Origin of the sequence: Reyranella sp. CPCC 100927, from assembly GCF_007859315.1 — a bacterium.
GTDB lineage: Bacteria > Pseudomonadota > Alphaproteobacteria > Reyranellales > Reyranellaceae > Vineibacter.
The window spans coordinates 25,447-45,191 of sequence record NZ_VOHA01000026.1; the positions used below are offsets into that span (position 1 = coordinate 25,447).

The 19,745-nt window shown below is 67.2% G+C and carries 19 protein-coding genes; 4 read left to right on the forward strand and 15 right to left on the reverse strand.

Annotated elements, in window-relative coordinates:
• Both FQU96_RS36210 and FQU96_RS36215 read left to right on the forward strand, forming a co-directional pair.
• Positions 1 to 1,383 carry an MFS transporter gene (locus FQU96_RS36210; RefSeq protein ID WP_218575011.1) on the forward strand — a complete coding sequence of 461 codons (1,383 nt, stop codon included), beginning with the start codon at positions 1 to 3 and terminating at the stop codon, positions 1,381 to 1,383.
• Positions 1,384 to 1,524: 141 nt separating this feature from the next.
• Positions 1,525 to 2,046, forward strand: coding sequence for a carboxypeptidase-like regulatory domain-containing protein (locus tag FQU96_RS36215; protein WP_146546285.1), 522 nt, complete (start codon positions 1,525 to 1,527; stop codon positions 2,044 to 2,046).
• A 54-nt stretch (positions 2,047 to 2,100) separates the two neighbouring features.
• Here the strand turns inward: FQU96_RS36215 and secD are convergent, their stop codons facing one another.
• The 6 genes from secD to FQU96_RS36245 all read right to left on the reverse strand — a co-directional run bounded on the left by secD (position 2,101) and on the right by FQU96_RS36245 (position 7,894).
• Positions 2,101 to 4,632 carry a protein translocase subunit SecD gene (gene secD, locus FQU96_RS36220; RefSeq protein WP_146546286.1) on the reverse strand — a complete coding sequence of 844 codons (2,532 nt, stop codon included), beginning with the start codon at positions 4,630 to 4,632 and terminating at the stop codon, positions 2,101 to 2,103.
• A gap of 64 nt (positions 4,633 to 4,696) precedes the next feature.
• Entirely contained in the window at positions 4,697 to 5,161 is a 465-nt protein-coding gene (locus tag FQU96_RS36225; RefSeq protein WP_146546287.1) for a hypothetical protein, read from the reverse strand.
• A gap of 72 nt (positions 5,162 to 5,233) precedes the next feature.
• A complete protein-coding gene (hpxZ, locus tag FQU96_RS36230; protein ID WP_146546288.1) occupies positions 5,234 to 5,638 on the reverse strand; it encodes an oxalurate catabolism protein HpxZ in 405 nt (134 codons plus the stop codon).
• Positions 5,639 to 5,649: 11 nt separating this feature from the next.
• Positions 5,650 to 7,041, reverse strand: a complete 1,392-nt coding sequence (locus FQU96_RS36235) for an AtzE family amidohydrolase (RefSeq protein ID WP_146546289.1) — start codon at positions 7,039 to 7,041, stop codon at positions 5,650 to 5,652.
• A complete protein-coding gene (locus FQU96_RS36240; RefSeq protein ID WP_146546290.1) occupies positions 7,038 to 7,229 on the reverse strand; it encodes a DUF4089 domain-containing protein in 192 nt (63 codons plus the stop codon). The genes FQU96_RS36235 and FQU96_RS36240 overlap by 4 nt, the downstream gene beginning before the upstream one ends.
• A 59-nt stretch (positions 7,230 to 7,288) precedes the next feature.
• On the reverse strand, positions 7,289 to 7,894 hold the full coding sequence (locus FQU96_RS36245; protein ID WP_146546291.1) for a TetR/AcrR family transcriptional regulator: 606 nt from the start codon (positions 7,892 to 7,894) through the stop codon (positions 7,289 to 7,291).
• A gap of 111 nt (positions 7,895 to 8,005) precedes the next feature.
• Here FQU96_RS36245 and FQU96_RS36250 point away from each other — a divergent pair, with 111 nt between their 5' ends.
• Complete coding sequence (locus FQU96_RS36250) at positions 8,006 to 9,181, forward strand: M20 aminoacylase family protein (RefSeq protein WP_146546292.1); 1,176 nt, start codon at positions 8,006 to 8,008, stop codon at positions 9,179 to 9,181.
• Positions 9,182 to 9,324: 143 nt separating this feature from the next.
• On the opposite strand, the gene FQU96_RS36255 is transcribed toward FQU96_RS36250, so the two are convergent.
• From FQU96_RS36255 to FQU96_RS36295, 9 genes are all read right to left on the reverse strand, one after another.
• Positions 9,325 to 10,671 (reverse strand): aminotransferase class III-fold pyridoxal phosphate-dependent enzyme, encoded by a 1,347-nt coding sequence (locus tag FQU96_RS36255; protein WP_146546293.1) that lies wholly within the window; start codon positions 10,669 to 10,671, stop codon positions 9,325 to 9,327.
• A gap of 101 nt (positions 10,672 to 10,772) precedes the next feature.
• Positions 10,773 to 11,729, reverse strand: coding sequence for a tripartite tricarboxylate transporter substrate binding protein (locus FQU96_RS36260; protein ID WP_146546294.1), 957 nt, complete (start codon positions 11,727 to 11,729; stop codon positions 10,773 to 10,775).
• An 11-nt stretch (positions 11,730 to 11,740) separates the two neighbouring features.
• Positions 11,741 to 12,652 (reverse strand): CoA ester lyase, encoded by a 912-nt coding sequence (locus FQU96_RS36265; protein ID WP_146546295.1) that lies wholly within the window; start codon positions 12,650 to 12,652, stop codon positions 11,741 to 11,743.
• A gap of 18 nt (positions 12,653 to 12,670) precedes the next feature.
• Complete coding sequence (locus FQU96_RS36270) at positions 12,671 to 13,894, reverse strand: CaiB/BaiF CoA-transferase family protein (protein WP_218575013.1); 1,224 nt, start codon at positions 13,892 to 13,894, stop codon at positions 12,671 to 12,673.
• 127 nt (positions 13,895 to 14,021) lie between these two features.
• Positions 14,022 to 14,501, reverse strand: a complete 480-nt coding sequence (locus FQU96_RS36275; RefSeq protein WP_178130987.1) for a MaoC family dehydratase — start codon at positions 14,499 to 14,501, stop codon at positions 14,022 to 14,024.
• Positions 14,501 to 15,646, reverse strand: a complete 1,146-nt coding sequence (locus FQU96_RS36280) for an acyl-CoA dehydrogenase family protein (RefSeq protein WP_218575016.1) — start codon at positions 15,644 to 15,646, stop codon at positions 14,501 to 14,503. The genes FQU96_RS36275 and FQU96_RS36280 overlap by 1 nt, the downstream gene beginning before the upstream one ends.
• A gap of 5 nt (positions 15,647 to 15,651) precedes the next feature.
• Positions 15,652 to 16,149, reverse strand: coding sequence for a MaoC family dehydratase (locus tag FQU96_RS36285; RefSeq protein ID WP_146546297.1), 498 nt, complete (start codon positions 16,147 to 16,149; stop codon positions 15,652 to 15,654).
• A gap of 86 nt (positions 16,150 to 16,235) precedes the next feature.
• Positions 16,236 to 17,078, reverse strand: a complete 843-nt coding sequence (locus FQU96_RS36290; RefSeq protein WP_146546298.1) for an IclR family transcriptional regulator — start codon at positions 17,076 to 17,078, stop codon at positions 16,236 to 16,238.
• 8 nt (positions 17,079 to 17,086) lie between these two features.
• Entirely contained in the window at positions 17,087 to 18,466 is a 1,380-nt protein-coding gene (locus FQU96_RS36295; RefSeq protein ID WP_146546299.1) for an MmgE/PrpD family protein, read from the reverse strand.
• A 229-nt stretch (positions 18,467 to 18,695) separates the two neighbouring features.
• On the opposite strand from FQU96_RS36295, the gene FQU96_RS36300 reads away from it, so the two are divergent.
• Positions 18,696 to 19,673 (forward strand): aldo/keto reductase, encoded by a 978-nt coding sequence (locus tag FQU96_RS36300; RefSeq protein ID WP_146546300.1) that lies wholly within the window; start codon positions 18,696 to 18,698, stop codon positions 19,671 to 19,673.
• Positions 19,674 to 19,745: the final 72 nt, after the last annotated feature.

The window sequence follows — 19,745 nt, forward strand, 5'->3', positions numbered from 1 at the left end:
ATGACAACGCTGCCGATCGATGCCGGCGACGGGTTGCCGACGCCGCGGCGCCATTGGGCCGTGGCCGCCATTGCCATCGGCCTCGCCATGACGGTGCTCAACGGGTCGCTGGCCAACGTTGCGCTGCCGGTGATCGCGCGGGACCTCGACACCACGGCCTCGCGCTCGGTCTGGATCGTCAATGCCTTCCAGATCGCGGTCGTCGTCACGCTGCTGCCGCTGTCGTCGCTGGGTGACGTGCTGGGCTATCGCAAGGTCTTCCGTGCCGGCGTGGTGGTGTTCACGCTGGCGTCGCTGGCCTGTGCGCTGTCGACCTCGCTGACCACGCTGGTCATCGCGCGGGCGATCCAGGGCATCGGCGCCGCCGGCATCATGGCCGTCAACCCGGCGTTGATCCGCTTCACCTATCCGCGCGAGGCGCTGGGCCGGGCCATGGGGCTCAATGCCATGGTGGTGGCGACCTCGGCGGCACTGGGGCCAACGGTGGCGGCCGCCATCCTGGCGCTGGGCCCCTGGCAGTGGCTGTTCGCGATCGCGGTGCCGCTGGGCGTGGTGGCGTTCCTGCTGTCGACCTCGACCCTGCCGGTGACGGAGCCCACGCCGCATCCGTTCGACCTGCCGAGCGCGCTGCTGTGCGCATTGACTTTCGGCCTGCTGCTGAGCGGCATCGACGGCATCGCGCACGGCCAAGGCGCCGTCGCCGTTGTCGTGCAGCTCGTGGCCGCGGTCGGGCTCGGTGTCGCCTTCGTCATGCGGCAGACGAACCTGCCGATCCCCATGCTGCCGGTCGACATCTTCCGCCGGCCGATCTTCTCGCTGTCGGTCTTGAGTTCGGTCTGCTCGTTCACGGCGCAGGGTGCTGCCTTCGTGGCGTTGCCGTTCTATCTGCAGGACGTGCTGGGCCTCACACAGGTCGATACCGGCCTGCTGATGACGCCCTGGCCGCTGGCCGTGGGCATCGCCGCACCGATCTCCGGCCGTCTTTCCGATCGCTATCCGGCCGGCCTGCTCGGCGCCCTGGGCCTTTCGATCCTGTGCGCCGGCCTGTTGCTGCTGGCATTCCTGCCGGCGCAGCCCGGCCACGCCGATATCGCCTGGCGCATGGCGGTCTGCGGGATCGGGTTTGGCCTCTTCCAGTCGCCCAACAACCGCATCCTGATCAACAGCGTGCCGCGCGAGCGCAGCGGCAGCGCCGGCGGCGTGCTGTCGACCGCCCGCGTCATGGGCCAGACCATGGGTGCCGCCCTGGTCGCGCTGGTGTTCGGCCTGGTGACCACGCACGCCGCCGGCCCCACGCTGGCGCTGCTGATCGGCGCGGGCTTCGCCGCCGTCGCGGTCTTCACCAGCAGCCTGCGGCTGGCCGGTTTCAGCCGCGATTCATAGCGATACGCCACCATCCTCCGACCGCGGCGACAGCCAACAGGCCCTGTGGCGAGATTGCGACACGCGTGCCCGGCGCGGAACCTCCGGTTTCTGACAGGCGTTTTTTCGGTATCTCGCGCGCACGCCGCGACGGAGGACCACATGAAGCTTGTGCATATCGCTGCCCTGGTCGGCCTGTCGGCTGCCGCAGCGCTGCCGGCATGGGCACAGGTCGATCGGTACGACAGGCCGTACGACAGACCCTATGATCGCCCGGCGGACGACCGGCCGTCCTACAGGCCGTATGATCGCCCGCCGGCCGACGTCTATCAGGGCATGCGAACGGACCCGGTCGAACGGCATCAGGGCGCCGTGACGTTCATCACCGGTGGCGTGGGCCGCGACGAGGCGGAAGCGTTCCGCGCCGCCCTGCCGCGCTACATGCTGGGGATGGAGTTTGCACGCGCCAACGTGCCGCGCGGCGACTTCCTGGCCAACGTCGACGTCAGCGTTACCGACACGCGCGGACAACCGGTGCTGCAGACCGTTTCGCAGGGCCCGTTCCTGCTCGCCAACCTGCCGGCCGGCCAATACACGGTCAGGGCCGCGAGCGAGGGCCGGGTGCAGACGCGCACCGTGACCGTCTCGCCGGGCCGCAGCCAGCATCTCGCCTTCACGTGGTAGCTTAGCGTGGCGGGATGGGCGGCGCCTGCCAGGGCCGCCCATCCCGCCGTCACATCAGGCCGCTGCCGAAACGGCCGGCGTCGATGATCGCGCCGCCGGTCGCAGCCGTCCCTCGCCGAGGAACAGCAGGATCGGCGCGGCGATGAACACCGATGAACTGGCGCCGACGACGATGCCGAACACCATGGGGATGGCGAAATTGTCGACGGCGCTGCCGCCGGCCAACGCCATCGGCAGCATCGACAGGAACGCCGTCGCCGAGGTGTAGATGCTGCGCGCCAAGGTGGCGTTGATGCTGAGGTCGATCAGCTCGCGCAGCTTCATCTTCTTGTACAGGCGCAAATTCTCGCGCATGCGGTCGTAGACCACGACCTTGTCGTTGACCGAATAGCCGATCAGGGTCAGCAGGGCCGCGATCGCTGTCAGGTTGAAGTCGAGCCCCGTCAGCGCGAACAGCCCCACGGTCTTGGTGACATCGAGCATCAGCGTGACGATGGCGCCGACCGCGAACTGCCACTCGAAGCGGATCCAGATGTAGACCAGCATCGCCAGGCACGCGAGGCCGACGGCGAGGAAGCCCGCCTCCATCAGCTCGCCGCTGACCTTGGGGCCGACGACCTCGACGCGTTCGATCGTCGAGCCGGGCGCGATCTCAGCCAGCTTGGCCTTGACCTTGTCGGTGGCGGCCGCCTGCGCCTGGTCATCGCCGGGCTGGCGTTCGATGCGCACCAGCACGTCCTTGGCCGAGCCCGCTTCCTGCAGCGCGATCTCGCCCAGGTCCAGGCCGCTCAGGGCCTGGCGCCAGGCATCGAGCTTGGCCGGTTCCTGCGTCTTGACCTCGACCAGCGTGCCGCCGACGAAATCGATGCCGTAGTTCAGGCCGGGGTGCACGAACAGCGCCAGCGACGACACCGACAGCACCGCCGACACCGCGATGCCGATGAACCGCCCGCGCATGAAGCGGAACGTGGTCTTGTCCGGGATCAGCGACAGGCCGAACAGCGGCCTGATCACGAACGCCGCGGGCCGGCGCCAGCCCACCCACAACGCCATGATCATGCGCACGACCGACACCGCGGTGAACATCGAGATGATGATGCCCAGGCCCATGGTGACGGCAAAACCGCGCACCGGGCCCGAGCCCAGGGCGAACAGCATCGTGGTGGCAATCAGGGTCGTGACGTTGGAGTCGATGATGGTGCTGTAGGCGCGCTTGAAGCCGGCATCGAGCGCCGCCATGGCGCCGCGGCCCAGTGCCGTCTCCTCACGGATACGTTCGTTGATCAGCACGTTGGCATCGACCGCCAGTCCTACGCCCAGGATGATGCCGGCGATGCCCGGCAACGTGAGTGTGGCGCCCAGCAGGCTCAACGCCGCGAAGGTCAAGGCGACGTTGATGCTGAGCGCCAGGTTGGCGACCAGCCCCCAGCGGCCGTACAGCAGCACCATGAAGGCGAACACCAGGCCAAAGCCGATCAGGCCGGTGAGCACACCCTGCTCGATCGCATCGGCGCCGAGATCGGCGCCGACGGTGCGCTCCTCGATCACCTTCATCGGTGCCGGCAGGGCGCCGGCCCGCAGCAGGACGGCGAGATCCTTGGCGCTCTGTACGGTGAAATTGCCGCTGATCTGCCCCGAGCCGCCCAGGATCGGTTCCTGGATCACCGGGGCGCTGAGCACGCGGCCATCGAGCACGATGGCGAACGGCTTGCCGACATTGTTGCGGGTGATGTCGGCGAACCGCTTGGCGCCCTGCGAATCGAAACGGAACTGCACGATCGGCTGCCCCGAGCGCTGATCGAAGCCGGTGCCGGCATCGACCAGGCGGTCGCCGTCCAGCATCACCCGCGATCGGACGCGGATCTGGCTGGAACCGCCCTCCAGCGGCAGCAGGGTGGTGCCCGCGACCCGGCCCTCGCCGCCCTCCTCGGCCACCATGTGGAAGCTCAGCCGCGCCGTGCTGCCCAGCAGCTCCTTGATGCGCGTTGGATCCTGCACGCCGGGCAGCTGCACCACGATGCGGTTGGCGCCCTGGCGCAGCACTGTCGGCTCGGCGATACCGGCCTGATCGATGCGCCGGCGCACGATCTCCAGGCTGTGATCGGCCGCCGCATTGATGCGCGCCGTGAGGTCGGCCTCGGTCGGCTTCAGCGTCACCGCACCGTCAGCGCCGGTCGTGATGTCCAGCGATGCCGGTCCGCTGCCGCCGAAGCGGGTTTCGACCGGCGTGTTCAGGGCGGCGAACGACCGCGCCGCGTCGCGGCCCTGGGCCGCATCCAGCGGCGTTACGCTGATCGCGCCATTGGCGATACGCACGCCGCTATGGCGAATGCCGGCGGTTTGCAGCGTGGCGGCGACCGAGTCACCGAGGCTGTCGAGACGATCCTTGCGCACGGCATCGCTGTCGATTTCCAGCAGCAGCTGCGAGCCGCCGCGCAGATCGAGCCCCAGGGTCACCTGTTGCTTGGGGATCCAGTCGGGCAGGTGTGCGAGCTGTTCGCGGGTGAAAAGATTGGGCAGCGCGGCGAGGATGCCGCAAAGGACGATGAGGGCGTAGGCCGTCACCTTCCAGGGAGACTGACGCATGGCATGAAGTCCTGGCGGGAATGAACAGGCGCCTCGCGCCCGTCATCGGCACAGGCTCATGCCATCATGCGTGGCCGAGCATCATGCGAGGAAAGCGCGAGCGGGTCGACGGTACGGACGCCTGTTCCGTCGGCGGGCCGCGCGGACGTTGTGTCCATCCTTCATCCTGCGGACGGACGTCGACGTGCATGGCCGGTGCAGCCTCGGCCACCCATCGTGGCGCCGGCAGGCTCGGCGCAACGCTGACAATGACGATGGAAGGATCGTGATCGAGCGCTGGACGCGATCCCCGCGCCTCGCCCACCACGCGAAGACTTGGTTTTGCCGGCAGGATGCCGCGATCGCCGCCGATTGCCCGATCGACCACGCCGTCGGCGGGCACGGGCGCACCGCCGCGCACGGGTGGCGTCTGGCCGACCAGCGCCAGCGTCACGGTCAACAGCGCGAAGGCAGCCAGCCGCACCCAACGCCGCCCGGCCGAACCGCCGGTGCCGGAACGATCTGCAAGGCGCGGGCGCGGGAAGTTCAAGCGGAAAGTGTCCCTGATGGGTATCGTGCCTATATGGTCGCAGCGCACGGCGAATGCAACGTGCGCTCGCGCTTATGTTTTCATCCGGGTTGCATCGCCGGTGAACGAAACATGGGCCGCGACGATGCGCCAGCCGTCCGGCGTGCGCATCCAGGTGTGGCTCTGCCGGCCCAGGCGCGGATCGCCGTGGCGGCGGAATTCGCAGTTGGCGGTGCCGAAGTCGCGGCCGTAGGTGATCACCCACAGCTTTACGAGGTCGCGATCGACCACGAACTTCGGATCGCGGCCCGATCGGTACGCCGCGATCTGGTCATGGCCATAGAGCTGTTCGCCAATGCCGTAGCGCAGGGTATGCGGACTGTCCCAGAACAGCTCGTCGAGCGTCGCCACATCGTTTTTGTTGAGCGCCGCTTCGTAACGATGAAAGGCTGCGGTCACTTCCTGCACGATTTCCGGAATGTTGATCTCAAGGCTCATGGTGTTTCCTTTCATGCCGCCGGCGCGGCGCAGATGCCCCGGCGCTCCAGCCAGTGCGCTGTCCGCAATGCGGCCTGTTCGTCAAATGGCTTGGCGATCAATTGCACGGCGATGGGCAGACCGCCGGATTGCTGCAGGGGCGCAGCCACGGCCGGCAGGCCGATGAACGAGAACGGCTGGGTGAAGAGGCCGAGGATGGCGCGCACCGGCATCTCGACGCCTGATATGGTTGTCGTGATCTGATCCAGCCGCGGCGCCGTCATCGGTGTGGCCGGCGCGATCAGCACATCGACATCCTGCAGGGCTTCCAGCACGCGCTGCCGGTACTGGCGGCGAAAGCGCTGCGCCTGGATGTACCAGGCAGCCGGCGTGAGCGCGCCGGCCATGAAGCGCTCGCGTGTGTCGGGATCGAAATCCGCGGCGCGCGTGCGCAGGCGCGACAGGTGCAGGGTGCCGCCCTCGGCCGTCGTGATCAGGGAGGCACAGCCACGGGCGCGTGCCGTGCCGGGCAACGCGACCTTGTGGGTGGCGCCCAGTGCCTTGGCGACGGTTGCCACCGCGGTCGCTGCCACCGGCTCGAGCGGATGCTCGAAATCGTCGCCGGCGATGGCAATGCGCAGGCCCGCGATACCGTCGTCCAACCGCGACAGCGTGGGCTCGGGCGGCCGCTCGGTGCAGACAGGATCGGCCGCATCGGGTCCCTGCATGACATCGAATGACGCCGCAAGATCGCGCACCGAGCGCGCCAGCGGCCCCAGATGATCCAGGCTGTCGCAGAACAGGAAGGCGCCGGTGCGACTCAGCCGGCCGTAGGTCGGCTTCAGGCCGAACGTGCCGCACAACGACGACGGCACGCGGATCGAACCGTTGGTATCGGAGCCCAGCGCCAGCGGTACCAGGCCGCCGGCCACGGCGGCACCGGAACCACCGGAAGAACCGCCGGTCATGCGTGTCGGATCACGCGGGTTGCATGACGGGCCGACATGCGCGTTGCGGCCGGTGAAATCGTAGGCGTACTCGCCCATGTTGAGGCCACCGACCAGGATCGCGCCGGCAGCCTCCAGGCGCTGCACCAAGGTGGCATCGCGCGCGGCGGGTGGATTGTCGGCGTTGATCCGGGAGCCGGCCAGGGTCGGCAAGCCGGCGATGTCGATCAGGTTCTTCACCGCGAACGGCACGCCTGTCAGGGGGCCGACCGCCTTGCCGGCCGCAATGGCGGCGTCGATGGCCGCCGCCTTCTGGCGGGCGCGGCCGGCGACTACGGCTGTGAAGGCGTTGTAGGTCTCGTCCAGGGTGTCGATGCGCTGCAGCACGTGCTCGACCACGGCCGCCGCCGTTGCCTTGCCAGCGGACACCGCCGACGCGATGGCGGCCGCCGTCGTGTCCTTGTCGATGGCGCTCACGGCCGGAACACCGGTGCACTGATCAGGTCATCGGGCAACTCTTCGCCCAACGCCAGCGCCGCCATTTGTGCCGTGCGCTCGAAGTTGGCGATCACCGAGTCGCGATACTGCGGATCGATGGGTACACCGACCACCTGCGCCATGGCATCGACATAGGCGGCAACATTCGGCTTTTTGGGATCGCTCATGTGACTTTCCTCCGGCTGACAGTACGGTGAGCGTAGCGCATCGAGGCGCCCTGACCTAGTCACGGCATCGGGTGGTCGTTGCCGATCCGCTTGAACAGGTCCGCCACGACACGCCGGGCGAACGCCTCGTCGACGGCGGCATGCCCCAGCAGCAGGCGATACCAGATCGCACCGAACACAAAGTCGAGGGTGATATCGATATCGGTATTCCGGCGGACTTCACCGGTCTTCACGCCGTGCTCGAGAAGCCGACGTCCGTCCTCGCGCCGCGGCTGGATGACCTTGTCCCGCACGAGGCGAGCCAGTGCCGGGTCGTTCTGGGCTTCGGCGACGAGGCTGCGCAGCGTGTTGCTCCAGCCGGCGTCTTTCAGGCGTTCGACGGTCTGACTGAGATAGGCAGCAAACGCCTGACGCACCTTCCGCCCGCCAGGCTCCAGTGCCGTGGGCGCCAGCCCCTCCATGTAGAGATCCAGCAGCAGCGCACCCTTGCTCGGCCAGCGCCGGTAGATCGACGTCTTGGCGACGCCGGCGCGCTGCGCCACGCCCTCGATCGAAAAGCCGCCGTAGCCAGCTTCATGCAGCAGGCGGTTGGCGGCGCGCAGGATCGCACGATGCGTGGCTTCGTCACGCGGCCTGCCGGGCCGGGCCGCGGGCTTGGTGTCCATCCAGATCCCCTTCGCAATCGCGGCAAGACTAGCCCGATTGACAACCGGATCGTATCGCCTTCTTATTATCGATACGCATCGTATCGTTTATCTGTGCCCCGGAATGCCGCCATGACCATCCTCGAAGCGATCAAGCAGGATCACGGTGCCCTGACGGCGATCCGCCGCGACCTGCACGCCCATCCCGAACTCGGCTACGAAGAGGTACGAACGTCGGCCATCGTCGCCGATCAGTTGCGGGCACTGGGCCTCGAGGTCCACACCGGCATCGGCCGCACCGGCGTCGTCGGTGTCTTGCGCGGACAACGATGCGACAGCAATCGGGCCATCGGCCTGCGCGCCGACATGGACGCCCTGCCGATTGCCGAGGCGAACGGATTCGACCACAAATCACGGCATGCCGGCCGGATGCATGGCTGTGGACATGATGGGCACACCACGATGCTGCTGGGTGCCGCACGCCACCTGGCGGCCACGCGAGCGTTCGACGGCACCGTCGTTTTCATCTTCCAGCCCGGCGAAGAGGGCCACGCCGGGGCACGCGCCATGATCGAGGATGGGCTCTTCATCCGTTTTCCCGTCGATGCGGTGTTCGCGCTGCACAACTGGCCGTCGATGCCACCCGGCACGGTCGGGCTGACCCGCGGCCCGATGATGGCCGGCATCGACCGCTTCGAGCTCACCGTCGAAGGCGTCGGCGGCCACGGTGCCCACCCGCACCAGGCGAATGACCCGATCATCGTGGCGAGCCAGCTCATTGCGGCGCTGCAGACCATCGTCAGCCGCAACGTCAATCCGCTGCAGAGCGCCGTTGTGAGCCTGCATTCGCTGCAGGCCGGCGCACCGTCGGCGCTGAGCGTGATCCCGGCCGAGGTACGGATGTCGGGCATGGTGAAATGGTACGCGCCTGCGGTGCAGGAAACGCTCCAGCGCCGGCTGACCGACATCGCCCACGGGATCGGCCTCGCCTTCGGCACCACGGCACGGCTCGACTACACGGCACTCTATCCCCCGACCATCAATACGCCCATCGAGGCGGAAGCCGTCATGCGGGTCGCGACGCGCATCCTCGGGCCCGAGCATGTCGTGCAGGACCTGGAGCCCAGCATGGGCTCCGAAGACTTCGCCTTCATGCTGCGCGAAAGGCCCGGCGCCTACTTCCGGCTCGGCCAGGGTGGCGCGGACGGCTGCTTCCTGCACAGCCCGACCTACGACTTCAACGATGATGTGCTGCCGATCGGCGCCGCGATGTTCGCCGGCCTCGTCGAGGATCAGATGCCGTTGTGAATTCCTCGTCGTCCTGAGCACAGCGAAGGACCTTGCGATGGATCGCTCATATATCGCCGACCCTGGCGATCATCAGCGCCAATCGTGTTTGATGGCGCCAGCGCAGGATCCTTCGCTGCGCTCAGGATGACGGCGGGCGAAATCTAGAGCGCAGCCTCCAGCACCGTGAGTGCGGCATCGAGTGCCTCCAAGCCTTCGTCGAGTTCGTCGCGCCCGATGGTGAGCGGCGGTGCGACCATGGCGATGTTGTAGCGGCCATAGGCATGAACGCCGCGGCGCATCAGCTCGCCGTAGAACAGACGCATCGGCGTCGAACCCGACGGCTGATGCCACGCCACCAGGGGTTCCCTGGTGGTGTGATCCTTGACCAGCTCCAACCCGAAAAACGCACCCAATCCGCGGACGTCGCCCACGACAGCGTGACGGTCCTGCAGTTCCCCCAGTCCCGCGCGCAGCCAGCCTTCGATCTCCAGCGCCCGATCGAACAGGCCCTCCTCCTGATAGACCTTCAACGCCGCCAGTCCCGCGGCGACGGAGAGGACGTGGCCGGCGTGGGTGTGTCCGACGTCGAACAGGTTGTCGTCGAAGAAAGCGGCAACGGACTCGCGCACCATCACGCCGCCCAGCGGGGTGTAGGACGAGCTGGCGCCCTTGGCGAAGCTCAGCAGATCGGGCGCGACGCCCAGCCGGATGGCGGCGAACGGCCGGCCGACCCGCCCGAAGCCGGTCATCACCTCGTCGAACACCAGCAGGATGCCGTACCGGTCGCAGATGCGGCGCAGGCCGGCGAGATATCCGTCGGGATAGACCACCAGTCCGCTGGAGCCGGTGACGGGCTCGACGATGATCGCCGCCACGTTCTGCGCCCCCTCGTGCGAGAGGACGTGTTCGATATGCTCCAGCGCACGCTCGGTCTCCTGCTCGGGCGTCTGGGCGTAGAACGGCGAACGGTATGGATAGGGTGCGAAGAAACGCACCACGCCCGGGATGCCGGGGAACGGATCGCGCCAACGGTCCACCCCGGTGAGCGCGCTGCCACCGATCGTGCTGCCGTGGTACGAGCGATAGGCGCTCATCACCTTGGGCCGACGCGTCACCAGGCGCGCGATCTTGATCGTGTCGTCGTTGGCTTCCGCGCCGCCGCAGGCGTAGTGGATGCGTGCACCCTCGGCCCAGGGCGCGATTCGCGACAGCGCTTCGGCATACTCGGCCCGCACGTCGTTGAAGTAGCTTGATGCGGTCCAACACAGACGGTCGGCCTGTGCCTTCAATGCCTCGATGACCTTGGGATGACCGTGGCCCAGCGAGACGGCGACGAAACCGCTGGCGAGATCGAGGTATCGCCTCCCCTCGCTGTCGTAGAAGTAGCTGCCGGCGGCGCGCACGATGACCGGCGGGTTGAGGCCGCCCTGGACGGACCAGGGAACCAGCACCTTGCGAAAAGCCGGCGGGACTTCCGCCTGCGAAAGACCATGGACCTGCAGATCCATGGGTGGCCTCCATGACATGCTGCGATGCAGCTTATTACAATACGATCCGTATCGTTTTGTAAATAGACATCACCATTCGGCAGCAGGAAACCGGGTTTCGCCTAGGGTTCCTTCATGCCGGCGGTGGCAACGATCTCGCCCCATTTCGCCGTCTCGCGCGCCTGGAAGGCGGCGAGGTCTTCGGGCGATCCCGGAAACGGCATGCCTGACGTGGTGCGGGTCAGGTTGAGGTAGGTCTCCGACGCCATAGCCTTGCGGATCAATCCATTCAGGCGATCGATGATCGGCCGCGGCGTGCCGGCGGGCGCGTAGCATGCCGTCCACGCCCACATCTCGTAGCCCGGCACGCCACTCTCATGGACCGTGGGATACGGCAGGCCCGCCAGCCGGTCTCGGCTGGTCACCGCCAGGCCGCGTGCCCGGCCATCGCGCACCGGCGGCAGGCCGGTAATGAAATCCGAGAAGATGACGTCGATGCGGCCGCCCAGCAGATCGCCGATGGCCTGCGGCTGGGTCTTGTACGGCACGCCCAGCAGATCGACCTTGGCCATGATCTTGAACAGCTCGGCACCGCCGCGGCTGGAGCCGTTGCCGCTGCCGAAACTCAGCTTGCCAGGTTGCGCGCGGGCCAGCGCGATCAACTCGGTGACCGACGTCGCCGGCAGGTCGTTGCGCACCATCACGATCTGGGCACCGAGCGACAGGCCGATCACCGGTGCGAAGCTCTTGACCGGATCATAGGGCAGCGACTTGTAGACGTGGATGTTGGTCGCCTGCGTGGTCTGCGTGGTGATGAACAGGGTGTAACCGTCGGGTGGCGCGCTGGCGGCAGCCTGTGCGCCGATCTGCCCCTCCGCACCGGGCTTGTTGTCGATGATCACCGACTGTCCGGTGCGCGCCGACAGCTCGGCGCCGACGGCGCGCGCCACGGTATCGGTCGCCGTCCCCGGACCGAACGGCACCACGATGCGGATCGGCCGGTCGGGATACGCTTGCGCCTCGGCCGGTGCCGCGATCCCAGCCAGTGCCATGCCGGCCACAAAAGAGCGTCGCAGCATGATTCGCGTTCCTACATGCCGTAGAGTTCGGCTTTCTTGATGGTGTTGCGCAGGATGCGGATCGAGGCGACGTCGATCATGACGCCGTCGATGGTGATGGCGCCCAGGCCCTTGGCTTCAGCCTCGGCATAGGCTTTCTCGAACGTACGTGCCCGCTCGATGTCCTCCTTCCTCGGCGAATAGACATCGAGCGCAATATCGATCTGTGACGGATGGATCGCCCATTTGCCGACGCAGCCCAGCAGCATCGCGCGCGTGCATTCCTGGCGGTAACCCTCGGGGTTCTTGAAGTCGGCATAGGGACCATCGACCGGGTCGATGCCGGCGGCACGGCAGGCCATCACCAGGCGGAAGCGCGCATAGTGCCAGATGTCACCGGGGTAGGCCGAGTCACCGCCGATGGCGTGGTTGGCGACCCCCATCGCGGCCGAGAAGTCGCCCATGCCGAACACCAGGCATTCCAGCCGCGGCGTCGCGCGCGCGATGGCCTCGATATTCTGCATGCCCTCGACTTCCTCGATCAGCGCTTCGAGCCCAATGCGGTGTTTGAGCTTCAGCTTCTTCTCGAGCTGGTGCAGCAGCTTGTCGGCGAACAGGATGTCGGCCGCCGTCATGACCTTGGTCATCATGATGGTGTCGAGATGCTCACCGGCGCCCTCGACCACCTCAATGATGTCCTCGAAGGCGTACTCGGTGGTGAGGTCATTGATGCGCACGCAGCGCGTCTTCTTGCCCCAGTCGAGCTCCTTCAGTGCCGCCACGATCTTCTGGCGCGCGGCGCGCTTCTGGCTCGGCGCCACCGCATCCTCGAGGTCGAGGAACACGTGGTCGGCGGCCGACGCCGCCGCCTTCTGCATCATCTTCTCGCTCGATCCCGGGGTGGAGAGCTGCACACGGCGGGGGCGACGGGGACGGTCGGTCATGGGCATTCCTCTCGCATCTCACATGATGATCTTGCTGTCGCGATGCTGCGCGATCTCGTCAGCCGACAGGCCAGCCGCCGCCAGCACGCGATCGGTGTGCTCACCCAGCATCGGTGCGCGGAAGCGCACGCTGCCCGGCGTCTCGCTCATCTTCACCGGAATGCCGGCGATCCTGACCGGCGCCGCACAGCCCGGGTGTTCGACCTCGACCACCATGTCGCGCACCTGGAAGTGCGGGTCGGCAATGATCTCGCCGACATGGTAGACCGGCCCGAACGGCACCTTGCCGCCAAGAACGCCGAGCAATTCCTGTTTGGTGTGCCGTCGGGTGAATGCCGACACGACCTCCAGGATGATCGCCTGGTGGGCGCGGCGATCCTGGACGCTGGCGAAGCGCGCATCATCAAGCATGTGCTCCAGGCCGATCAGCCGACAGAGAATCGGCCAGTGTACGTCGGAGTGCGCCGCGATGGTGACGGCACCGTCCTTGGCCGGGAACATGCCGAAGGGACACAGGAACGGGTGATGATTGCCTTCCGGCACCGCGACGGCATCGAGGAAGGCGTGCTGGTGCACGATGCGCTCGCACAGCGACAGGACCGAATCGACCATGGCGACGTCGACGAACTGGCCCTGGCCGGTACGGCTGGCATGCAGGATGGCGCTCACGATGCCGAAGGCGCTCATCACCGCCGGCATCAGGTCGCCGATGCCGGGCCCGACCTTCATCGGCGTGTCCTTGTCGGGGCCGGTGATGCCCATGACGCCGCCCATCGCCTGGGCCACGACATCGAAGGCCGGCCACGCGACATAGGGGCTGCGGCCGGTGCGCGGATCGCCGAAGCCGCGGATCGCGGCATAGACCAGCTTCGGGTTGCGCGCGCGCAGGGTCTCGTACGACAGGCCCAGCCGGTCCATCACCCCGGTGCGGAAGTTCTCGACCACCGCATCGGCGCTGTCGGTGAGACGCAGCAGCAGGGCGCGCCCCTCCGGTGTCTTCAGGTCGATCGCCACCGACAGCTTGTTGCGGTTGACCGACGCGAAGTAGCCGCCATAGGCCCGCAGTGTGTCGTCGGCGCGGTACGGGCCCACGATGCGCGTCTGGTCGCCCTCGATCGGCTCGACCTTGATCACCTCGGCGCCCTGGTCGGCCAGCATCTGCGTGCAATACGGGCCCGCCAGCATCTGCGTCAGGTCGACGATGCGCACGCCGTCGAGTGCGCCGGTGGAGGTAGTGGTCATCGGTTTGTTTCGGACCGCGGGCGTCCACGCCCGCATCGGCGCGCCAGCGCCGACCATGCTGTCTGTCGCCCTCCGCTTTCGCTTCGGGCGAGTGCGCGCGTGGACGCGCGCGGTCCGAAACAAGTCATCACTTGTCCGCCCAGTGGCTGCGGCGCTTCAGCAGGACGGTGCGTTCGCCTTCGAACACGACCTTGTCGTCCTGGTTCACGCCGTAGTGCTTGAAGCGCACGACGCCGCCGTCCGGCCGGTCGGCGGCGCGGGTTTCCAGCACCTCGCTGTAGGCGTAGAGCGTGTCGCCATGGAACACCGGCGACTTCAGGCGGATCCTGTCGAGCCCCAGCTCCATCAGGGCGTTCTCGGCGGTGTCCTGCGCGGCAAGCCCGATCACCAGCGAAATGGTGACGCCGCCGAACCCCAGACGCTTGCCCCAGGGCGACGTGCTCATGAGGTGCTCGTTGAAATGGCCCTCGGCGGTGTTCATCGTGACGTTGGTGGTCCACACCTGCTCGAGCGGCTCGACGGTCTTGCCGCGGGCATGACGCAGTACGTCGCCGACCGCGAAGTCCTCGAAGTAGTTGGCATCGCCGGTGAGCGCCGACACTTTCATCAATTCCTCCCCAGCAGGCGGTCGGAGATGATGCGCTTCTGGATCTCCGAGGTGCCCTCGAAGATCTTGGTGAGCCGCGCGTCGCGCCAGTAGCGCTCGACAGCATGCAGCTTGGTGTAGCCGGCGCCGCCGAAGATCTGGATGCCCTCGCTGGTGACGCGCTCGGCCATCTCCGAGGCGAACAGCTTGACCATCGAGGCTTCCTTGTCGCAGCGCTGGCCGGTGTCGATCTGGTCGCACACGAAATACATGAGCTGCCGCGCCGCCTCGATCTGGGTCGCCATGTCGGCGAGCTTGAAGCGGATCGCCTGGAACTCGGCGATGGCGCGGTCGAATTGCCGGCGCTCCTGGGCGTACTGCGTGGCGTCCTCCAGCGCACCGCGCGCCAGACCGATGGCGCGTGCCGCGGTGTGCGCCCGCGCGTTCTCCAGGCCGCGCGTGGCATAGTAGAAGGCCTGGCCTTCCTCGCCGATCAGGTTCTCGGCCGGCACGCGGCAATTGTCGAAGGCAAGCTCCCAGGTCTTCCAGCCGAAGTAGCCGATCTTGGGGATCGGCGCGCCCGAGCAGCCGGCCGGCAGCTCGCCGCGCTTCTTCTCGATCAGGAACATCGAGATGCCCTTGTGGCGCTTCTTGGGGTCCATCTCCGAGGTGCGGGCCATCACGATCAGGAAGTCGGCGCCGTCGGCGAAGGTGCACCAGTACTTGTTGCCGGTGATCAGATAGCTGGCGCCGTCCTTCTTGGCGCGGCAGGTCATGCTGGCGACATCCGAGCCGGTGTTGGGCTCCGACATCGAAAAGGCGCCCAGGAACTCGCCCTTCACCATGCGAGAGAGATAGCGCGAACGCTGCTCCTCGTTCATGGCGTGCGAACCGATCATGCCGTTGCCGCGCGCGATCAGCGACGCCACGCTCATCCAGCCGCGCGACAGCTCCTCCGTCACCAGGCAGTACTCGAAGCTGCCCAGACCCGAGCCGCCGTACTGTTCGGGAATGAGGATGCCGAAGTAGCCCATCTCGGCCAGCTTGTCGCGCAGCGACATCGGGATGTCGCCCTGCTCCGGGTCGAGCTTGTTGGCGACCGGCAGCACTTCGTTCATGGTGAATTCGCGCGCCGCTTCCTGCAGCATGCGACGCTCTTCGGTCATGTAGCTCACGATACCCTCCGCAGGCGCACGAGGTTGGTGCGCTTGAAATCGATGACGCGTTCATCCTTCTGGTTGAAGCCTTCGGTGTGCCAGGTGACGATACCGAAATCCTTCATCGAATCGCTGAGCCGCTTGTCGAGCACGACCGAGCGCGCCACCAGCGTGTCGCCGGGATAGACCGGCTGATGAAAACTGAGCTCGTTGACGCCGAGGAACGGGCCACCGCCTTCGCTAAGGTCTTCCACCGACAAGCCGAACACGGTGGTGAAGACCAGCAGCGGGTTGGCGACGAGGCCGGGGTGACCGTGCGCCTGGGCATAGGCCGCGTTGTAGTAGTGCGGGTTGAAATGCAGGGTGAGCGTCGAGAACTGGACCGACTCGGCCTCGGTGATCGTGCGGCCCCAGTGATGGTGGAACACGCGGCCCGGCGTGAAATCGTCGAACGTATGGCCCTTGGGGACGAGCCTGGCCCGCGCCCGGAAGTCTTCGCTCGTCTGCACCATACGGGGTCCTCCTGCGTCTCGCCGCGTTCGACATGACAGAAAGAATCGCGCTCTGACAGCAACGGATGATACCGAGACGTCACATATCACGTATGTGATGGGTCTGCATCGCGCCGCCAGTGGGCGATTTCCCGACGCAGCAGCGCCGCGAGGGCGCCGACCTGCGGCTGCAGCCGCTCGACCGGCGCGCCGATGCCCAGCGCCATCGCCGGCGCATGGCCGATACCGGGCAACGCCATCGCAATGACGCTGGCGCCGGGCGTCACGGAGCCGTCGGAGACCGCGTAGCCATCGCGTCGACATTGGTTGATGGCCGCCATCAAGATCGCCGCCTTCATGCGCTTGGCCGCATCGCGCTCCTCGGCGTTGCCGCGGCGCAGGATGGCGAGGACCTCGCGATCGGGCAGAGCGGCCAGCAGAGCGACACCGGTGGCGCCACGGTAGATCGGCCGGCGCAGGCCGCGGTGCAGCACGAAACGGATCGGGTTCCGGCCTTCCAGCATGCGGATGTACTGCACATGCACGCCCTGGCGCTGGCCCAGGATGATCGTCTCGCCGGTGGCATCGTGCAGGCGGCGCATCAGCCGCGCGATGGCATCGGTCGCGACGTCCTGGCCCTCGAGCCAATCGCCGAGAAACGCCACGCGCATGGTGGGCAGGTACGTCCGCTGCACGCGGTCCTGCGTGAGATAGCCCAGCGCCACCAGGCTCTGCAGCAGGACCGAGGTACTCGACTGCGGATAGGCGAGCGCCTCGGCGATCTCGCCGACGGACAGCGGGCCGCGATGCTCGGCGAACAGCTCCAGTACTTCCAGCACCCGGCGCGCCGACTTCACCGTGCGCTCGGTGAGCGGCGTGCCCGGCGTCACCATGGTCGGTCCGGCCGGCGCCGGCCGCGTTTTTCGTCTTCGGGCCGGTTGTGCCGCCATGGGCCCGATCAGCGCACCGCGTGCGCCAGCAGATCGTCGATGCTGTCGAGCGCCTCCAGGCGCTGAACGGCAGACAGCAGCGCCTCGGCCTTGGCCTCGCCCAGCACCGGCGTTGCCAGCGACCGGTACTTGGCCACGAGCTTGTCGCCCTGCCTAGACACGTCGCTCTCGGGCACGCCCGAATCATGGCGTGCTTCGAAATGCCGGCCATCCGTCAGCTCGATACTCATCTCGGCCTGGGTGTGCGGCCAGCCGGACTGGAAGTCGATCGCGACCTTGTCGCGCAGCCGCGCCAGCCGCGCATTGCCGGCATTGGCGGCGCTGTAGCTGCTCAGCGCCGCCGTATCGACGCCGGCCAGCGCGAACGCGGTCGTGAGCTTCAGCGAGAACTTGGCCTCCAGGCCGGATGTCGGCTGCTGGATGTTGCAGACCTTGTCGGTCTCGCCGTCGATCTTGAGCCGGATGGCGCGCACGTCCTCGGGCTGGATGGCATGGTTCAGCCGCAGCGCCTTCACGCATTCGATCGGCGCGTGGGTGAGGTAACAGGCGGCGTGATACTTGAAGAGGTTGTTGCGGATGTGGAAGTCGTTGGGCGGCGCCCCCAGGGCCCGTTCGGGATTGAAGTCGGCGCTGTGCGTGGCGGCAAATCCCTGGGCACACTCCAGGATATCGCCGCGCGAGGTGAAGCCCTTGGCCGCCCACCGCGCCGCCGACAGCCCGGCGCGCGCCGCCATGCCGGCATGCAGCGGCTTGCACATGGTGCCGAACACCGACTTCAGGCCGGCCGCCTGCGTGCCGGCGATGCCGAAAGCCGTCGCCGTGCGCTCGGCATCGAGCCCCAGCAGGCGGGCGCAGGCGGCCGCCGCAGCGAAGGCACCGATGGTGGCGGTGGCGTGAAAGCCGCGGGCGTAGTGCCCGGGCGCCACCAGCCAGCCAGCCCGGCCGGCGGTCTCGTAGCCGGCGATGAAGGCTTCGATGAAGGCACGGCCGCTGACGCGGTTGCCCTCGGCCTGAGCCAGCAGCGCCGGCGTGAAGGTCACGGTGGGATGACCGCTCATCCACATGTTGACGTCGTCGTAGTCCAGCGCATGGCTGGCGGCGCCGTTGATCAGCGCCGCCTGCAGCCGCGCCACCCTGGTGCCGAGCCCCACCAAGGTCGCCAGTGGTTTGCCGCCCTCTTCCTCGGCGTCCGACGCCAGGATGCGCACCAGGGGATCATCCGCGGCGGCGAGCGTGACGGCGAACCAGTCGAGCAGGCATTGCTTGGCCAGCTCGACCACATCGGCGGGCAACGCATCGAACCTGTACGCCAGCGCCTGCTGCGCCAAGGTGGCGGTGGGCGGCGGCGTGTTGGTCGCCGGCCGCGCGATGGCAGCCGATCCGGTCATGGCGTTTCTCCTGCAACAGGGCGTGTGATGGTTGCTGCTACGATGGCACGCAGCCGCGGCGGTGGTCAAAGGCGCCACGGCGAATGGCTCCCATGCGGGGCGGATTCTGTCATTCCGAGCGTAGCGAGGAATCTCCCGCGAATGGAGACTCCCTTTCCAGGAGATGTCTCGCTACGCTCGACATGACAGACTGACTCGACATGACAGACTGACCCGATAAGGAAAGATCATGAAGCATGTTCCGCTCGGCCGTTCCGGCCTGATGGTGAGCCGCGTTTGCCTCGGCGGCAACTCCTGGGGTGCCAAGGGCCGCCGCGGCTGGGGCAAGTTCGACACCGACGAGGCGCCGGCCTATTTCAAGCGGGCGCTGGACGTCGGCATCACCTTCTTCGATACCGCCGACACCTACAACGCCGGCGTCAGCGAAGAGATCATGGGCGCCACCCTGCTGAAGATGGTGCCGCGCGACGACATCGTGATCTCGACCAAGGTCGGCATCCGCATGAGCGACAAGCCCAACGACGTCGGCACCGGCCGCAAGCATCTCGCGAGCTCGATCGACGCGCAGCTCAAGCGGCTGGGCACCGACCATATCGATGTCTACCAGGTACACCGGCTCGATCCGCACACGCCGCTGGAAGAGACGATGTATTCGCTCGACCAGCTCGTGCGGTCGGGCAAGGTGCGCTACATCGGCGGCTCGACCATGCCGGCCTACAAGTTCGCGCAGATGCTGATGATCGCCGACTGGAAGGGCTATGCGCGGCCGATCGCGATGCAGAACCTCTACAACCTGATCCAGCGCGAGGAAGAGCGCGAGATGAACCAGCTCTGTGCCGAGCAGGGCGTCGGGCTGATCCCCTACAGCCCGCTGGCACGTGGCTTCCTGGCCGGCAACCGTGAGCGTGACGGCGGCGGCGCCACCGAGCGCTCCAAGAGCGATACCGTGGTCAAGGCCGGCACCTACCGCGACTGCGACTGGACGATCGTCGACCGATTGAAGGGGATCGCGGCGGCGCGCGGCATCAAGCCGACGCAGGCGGCGCTGCTGTGGTTGTGGTCCAAGAGCTACATGGCGGCCCCCATCATCGGCGCCACCAGCCTCGACCAGCTCGACGACGCCGCCAAGGCCACCGCGTTCGCGCCATTGACGGCCGAGGAAGCGGCCTCGTTGGAATCGCCCTACCAGTTCCGGGTGGTGGAGTGATTTTCACGCTCCTGTCATTCCGAGCGCAGCGAGGAATCTTGTCAGGCCGAGACAACCAGACAGAAAGATCCC

What these genes read in the sequence shown, in the direction of transcription:
- FQU96_RS36210 (WP_218575011.1), top strand. Translation starts at nt 1, where the DNA reads ATGACAACGCTGCCGATCGATGCCGGCGACGGGTTGCCGACGCCGCGG.
- FQU96_RS36215 (WP_146546285.1), top strand. Translation starts at nt 1,525, where the DNA reads ATGAAGCTTGTGCATATCGCTGCCCTGGTCGGCCTGTCGGCTGCCGCA.
- secD (WP_146546286.1), bottom strand. Translation starts at nt 4,632, where the DNA reads ATGCGTCAGTCTCCCTGGAAGGTGACGGCCTACGCCCTCATCGTCCTT.
- hpxZ (WP_146546288.1), bottom strand. Translation starts at nt 5,638, where the DNA reads ATGAGCCTTGAGATCAACATTCCGGAAATCGTGCAGGAAGTGACCGCA.
- FQU96_RS36240 (WP_146546290.1), bottom strand. Translation starts at nt 7,229, where the DNA reads ATGAGCGATCCCAAAAAGCCGAATGTTGCCGCCTATGTCGATGCCATG.
- FQU96_RS36245 (WP_146546291.1), bottom strand. Translation starts at nt 7,894, where the DNA reads ATGGACACCAAGCCCGCGGCCCGGCCCGGCAGGCCGCGTGACGAAGCC.
- FQU96_RS36250 (WP_146546292.1), top strand. Translation starts at nt 8,006, where the DNA reads ATGACCATCCTCGAAGCGATCAAGCAGGATCACGGTGCCCTGACGGCG.
- FQU96_RS36255 (WP_146546293.1), bottom strand. Translation starts at nt 10,671, where the DNA reads ATGGATCTGCAGGTCCATGGTCTTTCGCAGGCGGAAGTCCCGCCGGCT.
- FQU96_RS36260 (WP_146546294.1), bottom strand. Translation starts at nt 11,729, where the DNA reads ATGCTGCGACGCTCTTTTGTGGCCGGCATGGCACTGGCTGGGATCGCG.
- FQU96_RS36265 (WP_146546295.1), bottom strand. Translation starts at nt 12,652, where the DNA reads ATGACCGACCGTCCCCGTCGCCCCCGCCGTGTGCAGCTCTCCACCCCG.
- FQU96_RS36270 (WP_218575013.1), bottom strand. Translation starts at nt 13,894, where the DNA reads ATGACCACTACCTCCACCGGCGCACTCGACGGCGTGCGCATCGTCGAC.
- FQU96_RS36275 (WP_178130987.1), bottom strand. Translation starts at nt 14,501, where the DNA reads ATGAAAGTGTCGGCGCTCACCGGCGATGCCAACTACTTCGAGGACTTC.
- FQU96_RS36280 (WP_218575016.1), bottom strand. Translation starts at nt 15,646, where the DNA reads ATGACCGAAGAGCGTCGCATGCTGCAGGAAGCGGCGCGCGAATTCACC.
- FQU96_RS36285 (WP_146546297.1), bottom strand. Translation starts at nt 16,149, where the DNA reads ATGGTGCAGACGAGCGAAGACTTCCGGGCGCGGGCCAGGCTCGTCCCC.
- FQU96_RS36290 (WP_146546298.1), bottom strand. Translation starts at nt 17,078, where the DNA reads ATGGCGGCACAACCGGCCCGAAGACGAAAAACGCGGCCGGCGCCGGCC.
- FQU96_RS36295 (WP_146546299.1), bottom strand. Translation starts at nt 18,466, where the DNA reads ATGACCGGATCGGCTGCCATCGCGCGGCCGGCGACCAACACGCCGCCG.
- FQU96_RS36300 (WP_146546300.1), top strand. Translation starts at nt 18,696, where the DNA reads ATGAAGCATGTTCCGCTCGGCCGTTCCGGCCTGATGGTGAGCCGCGTT.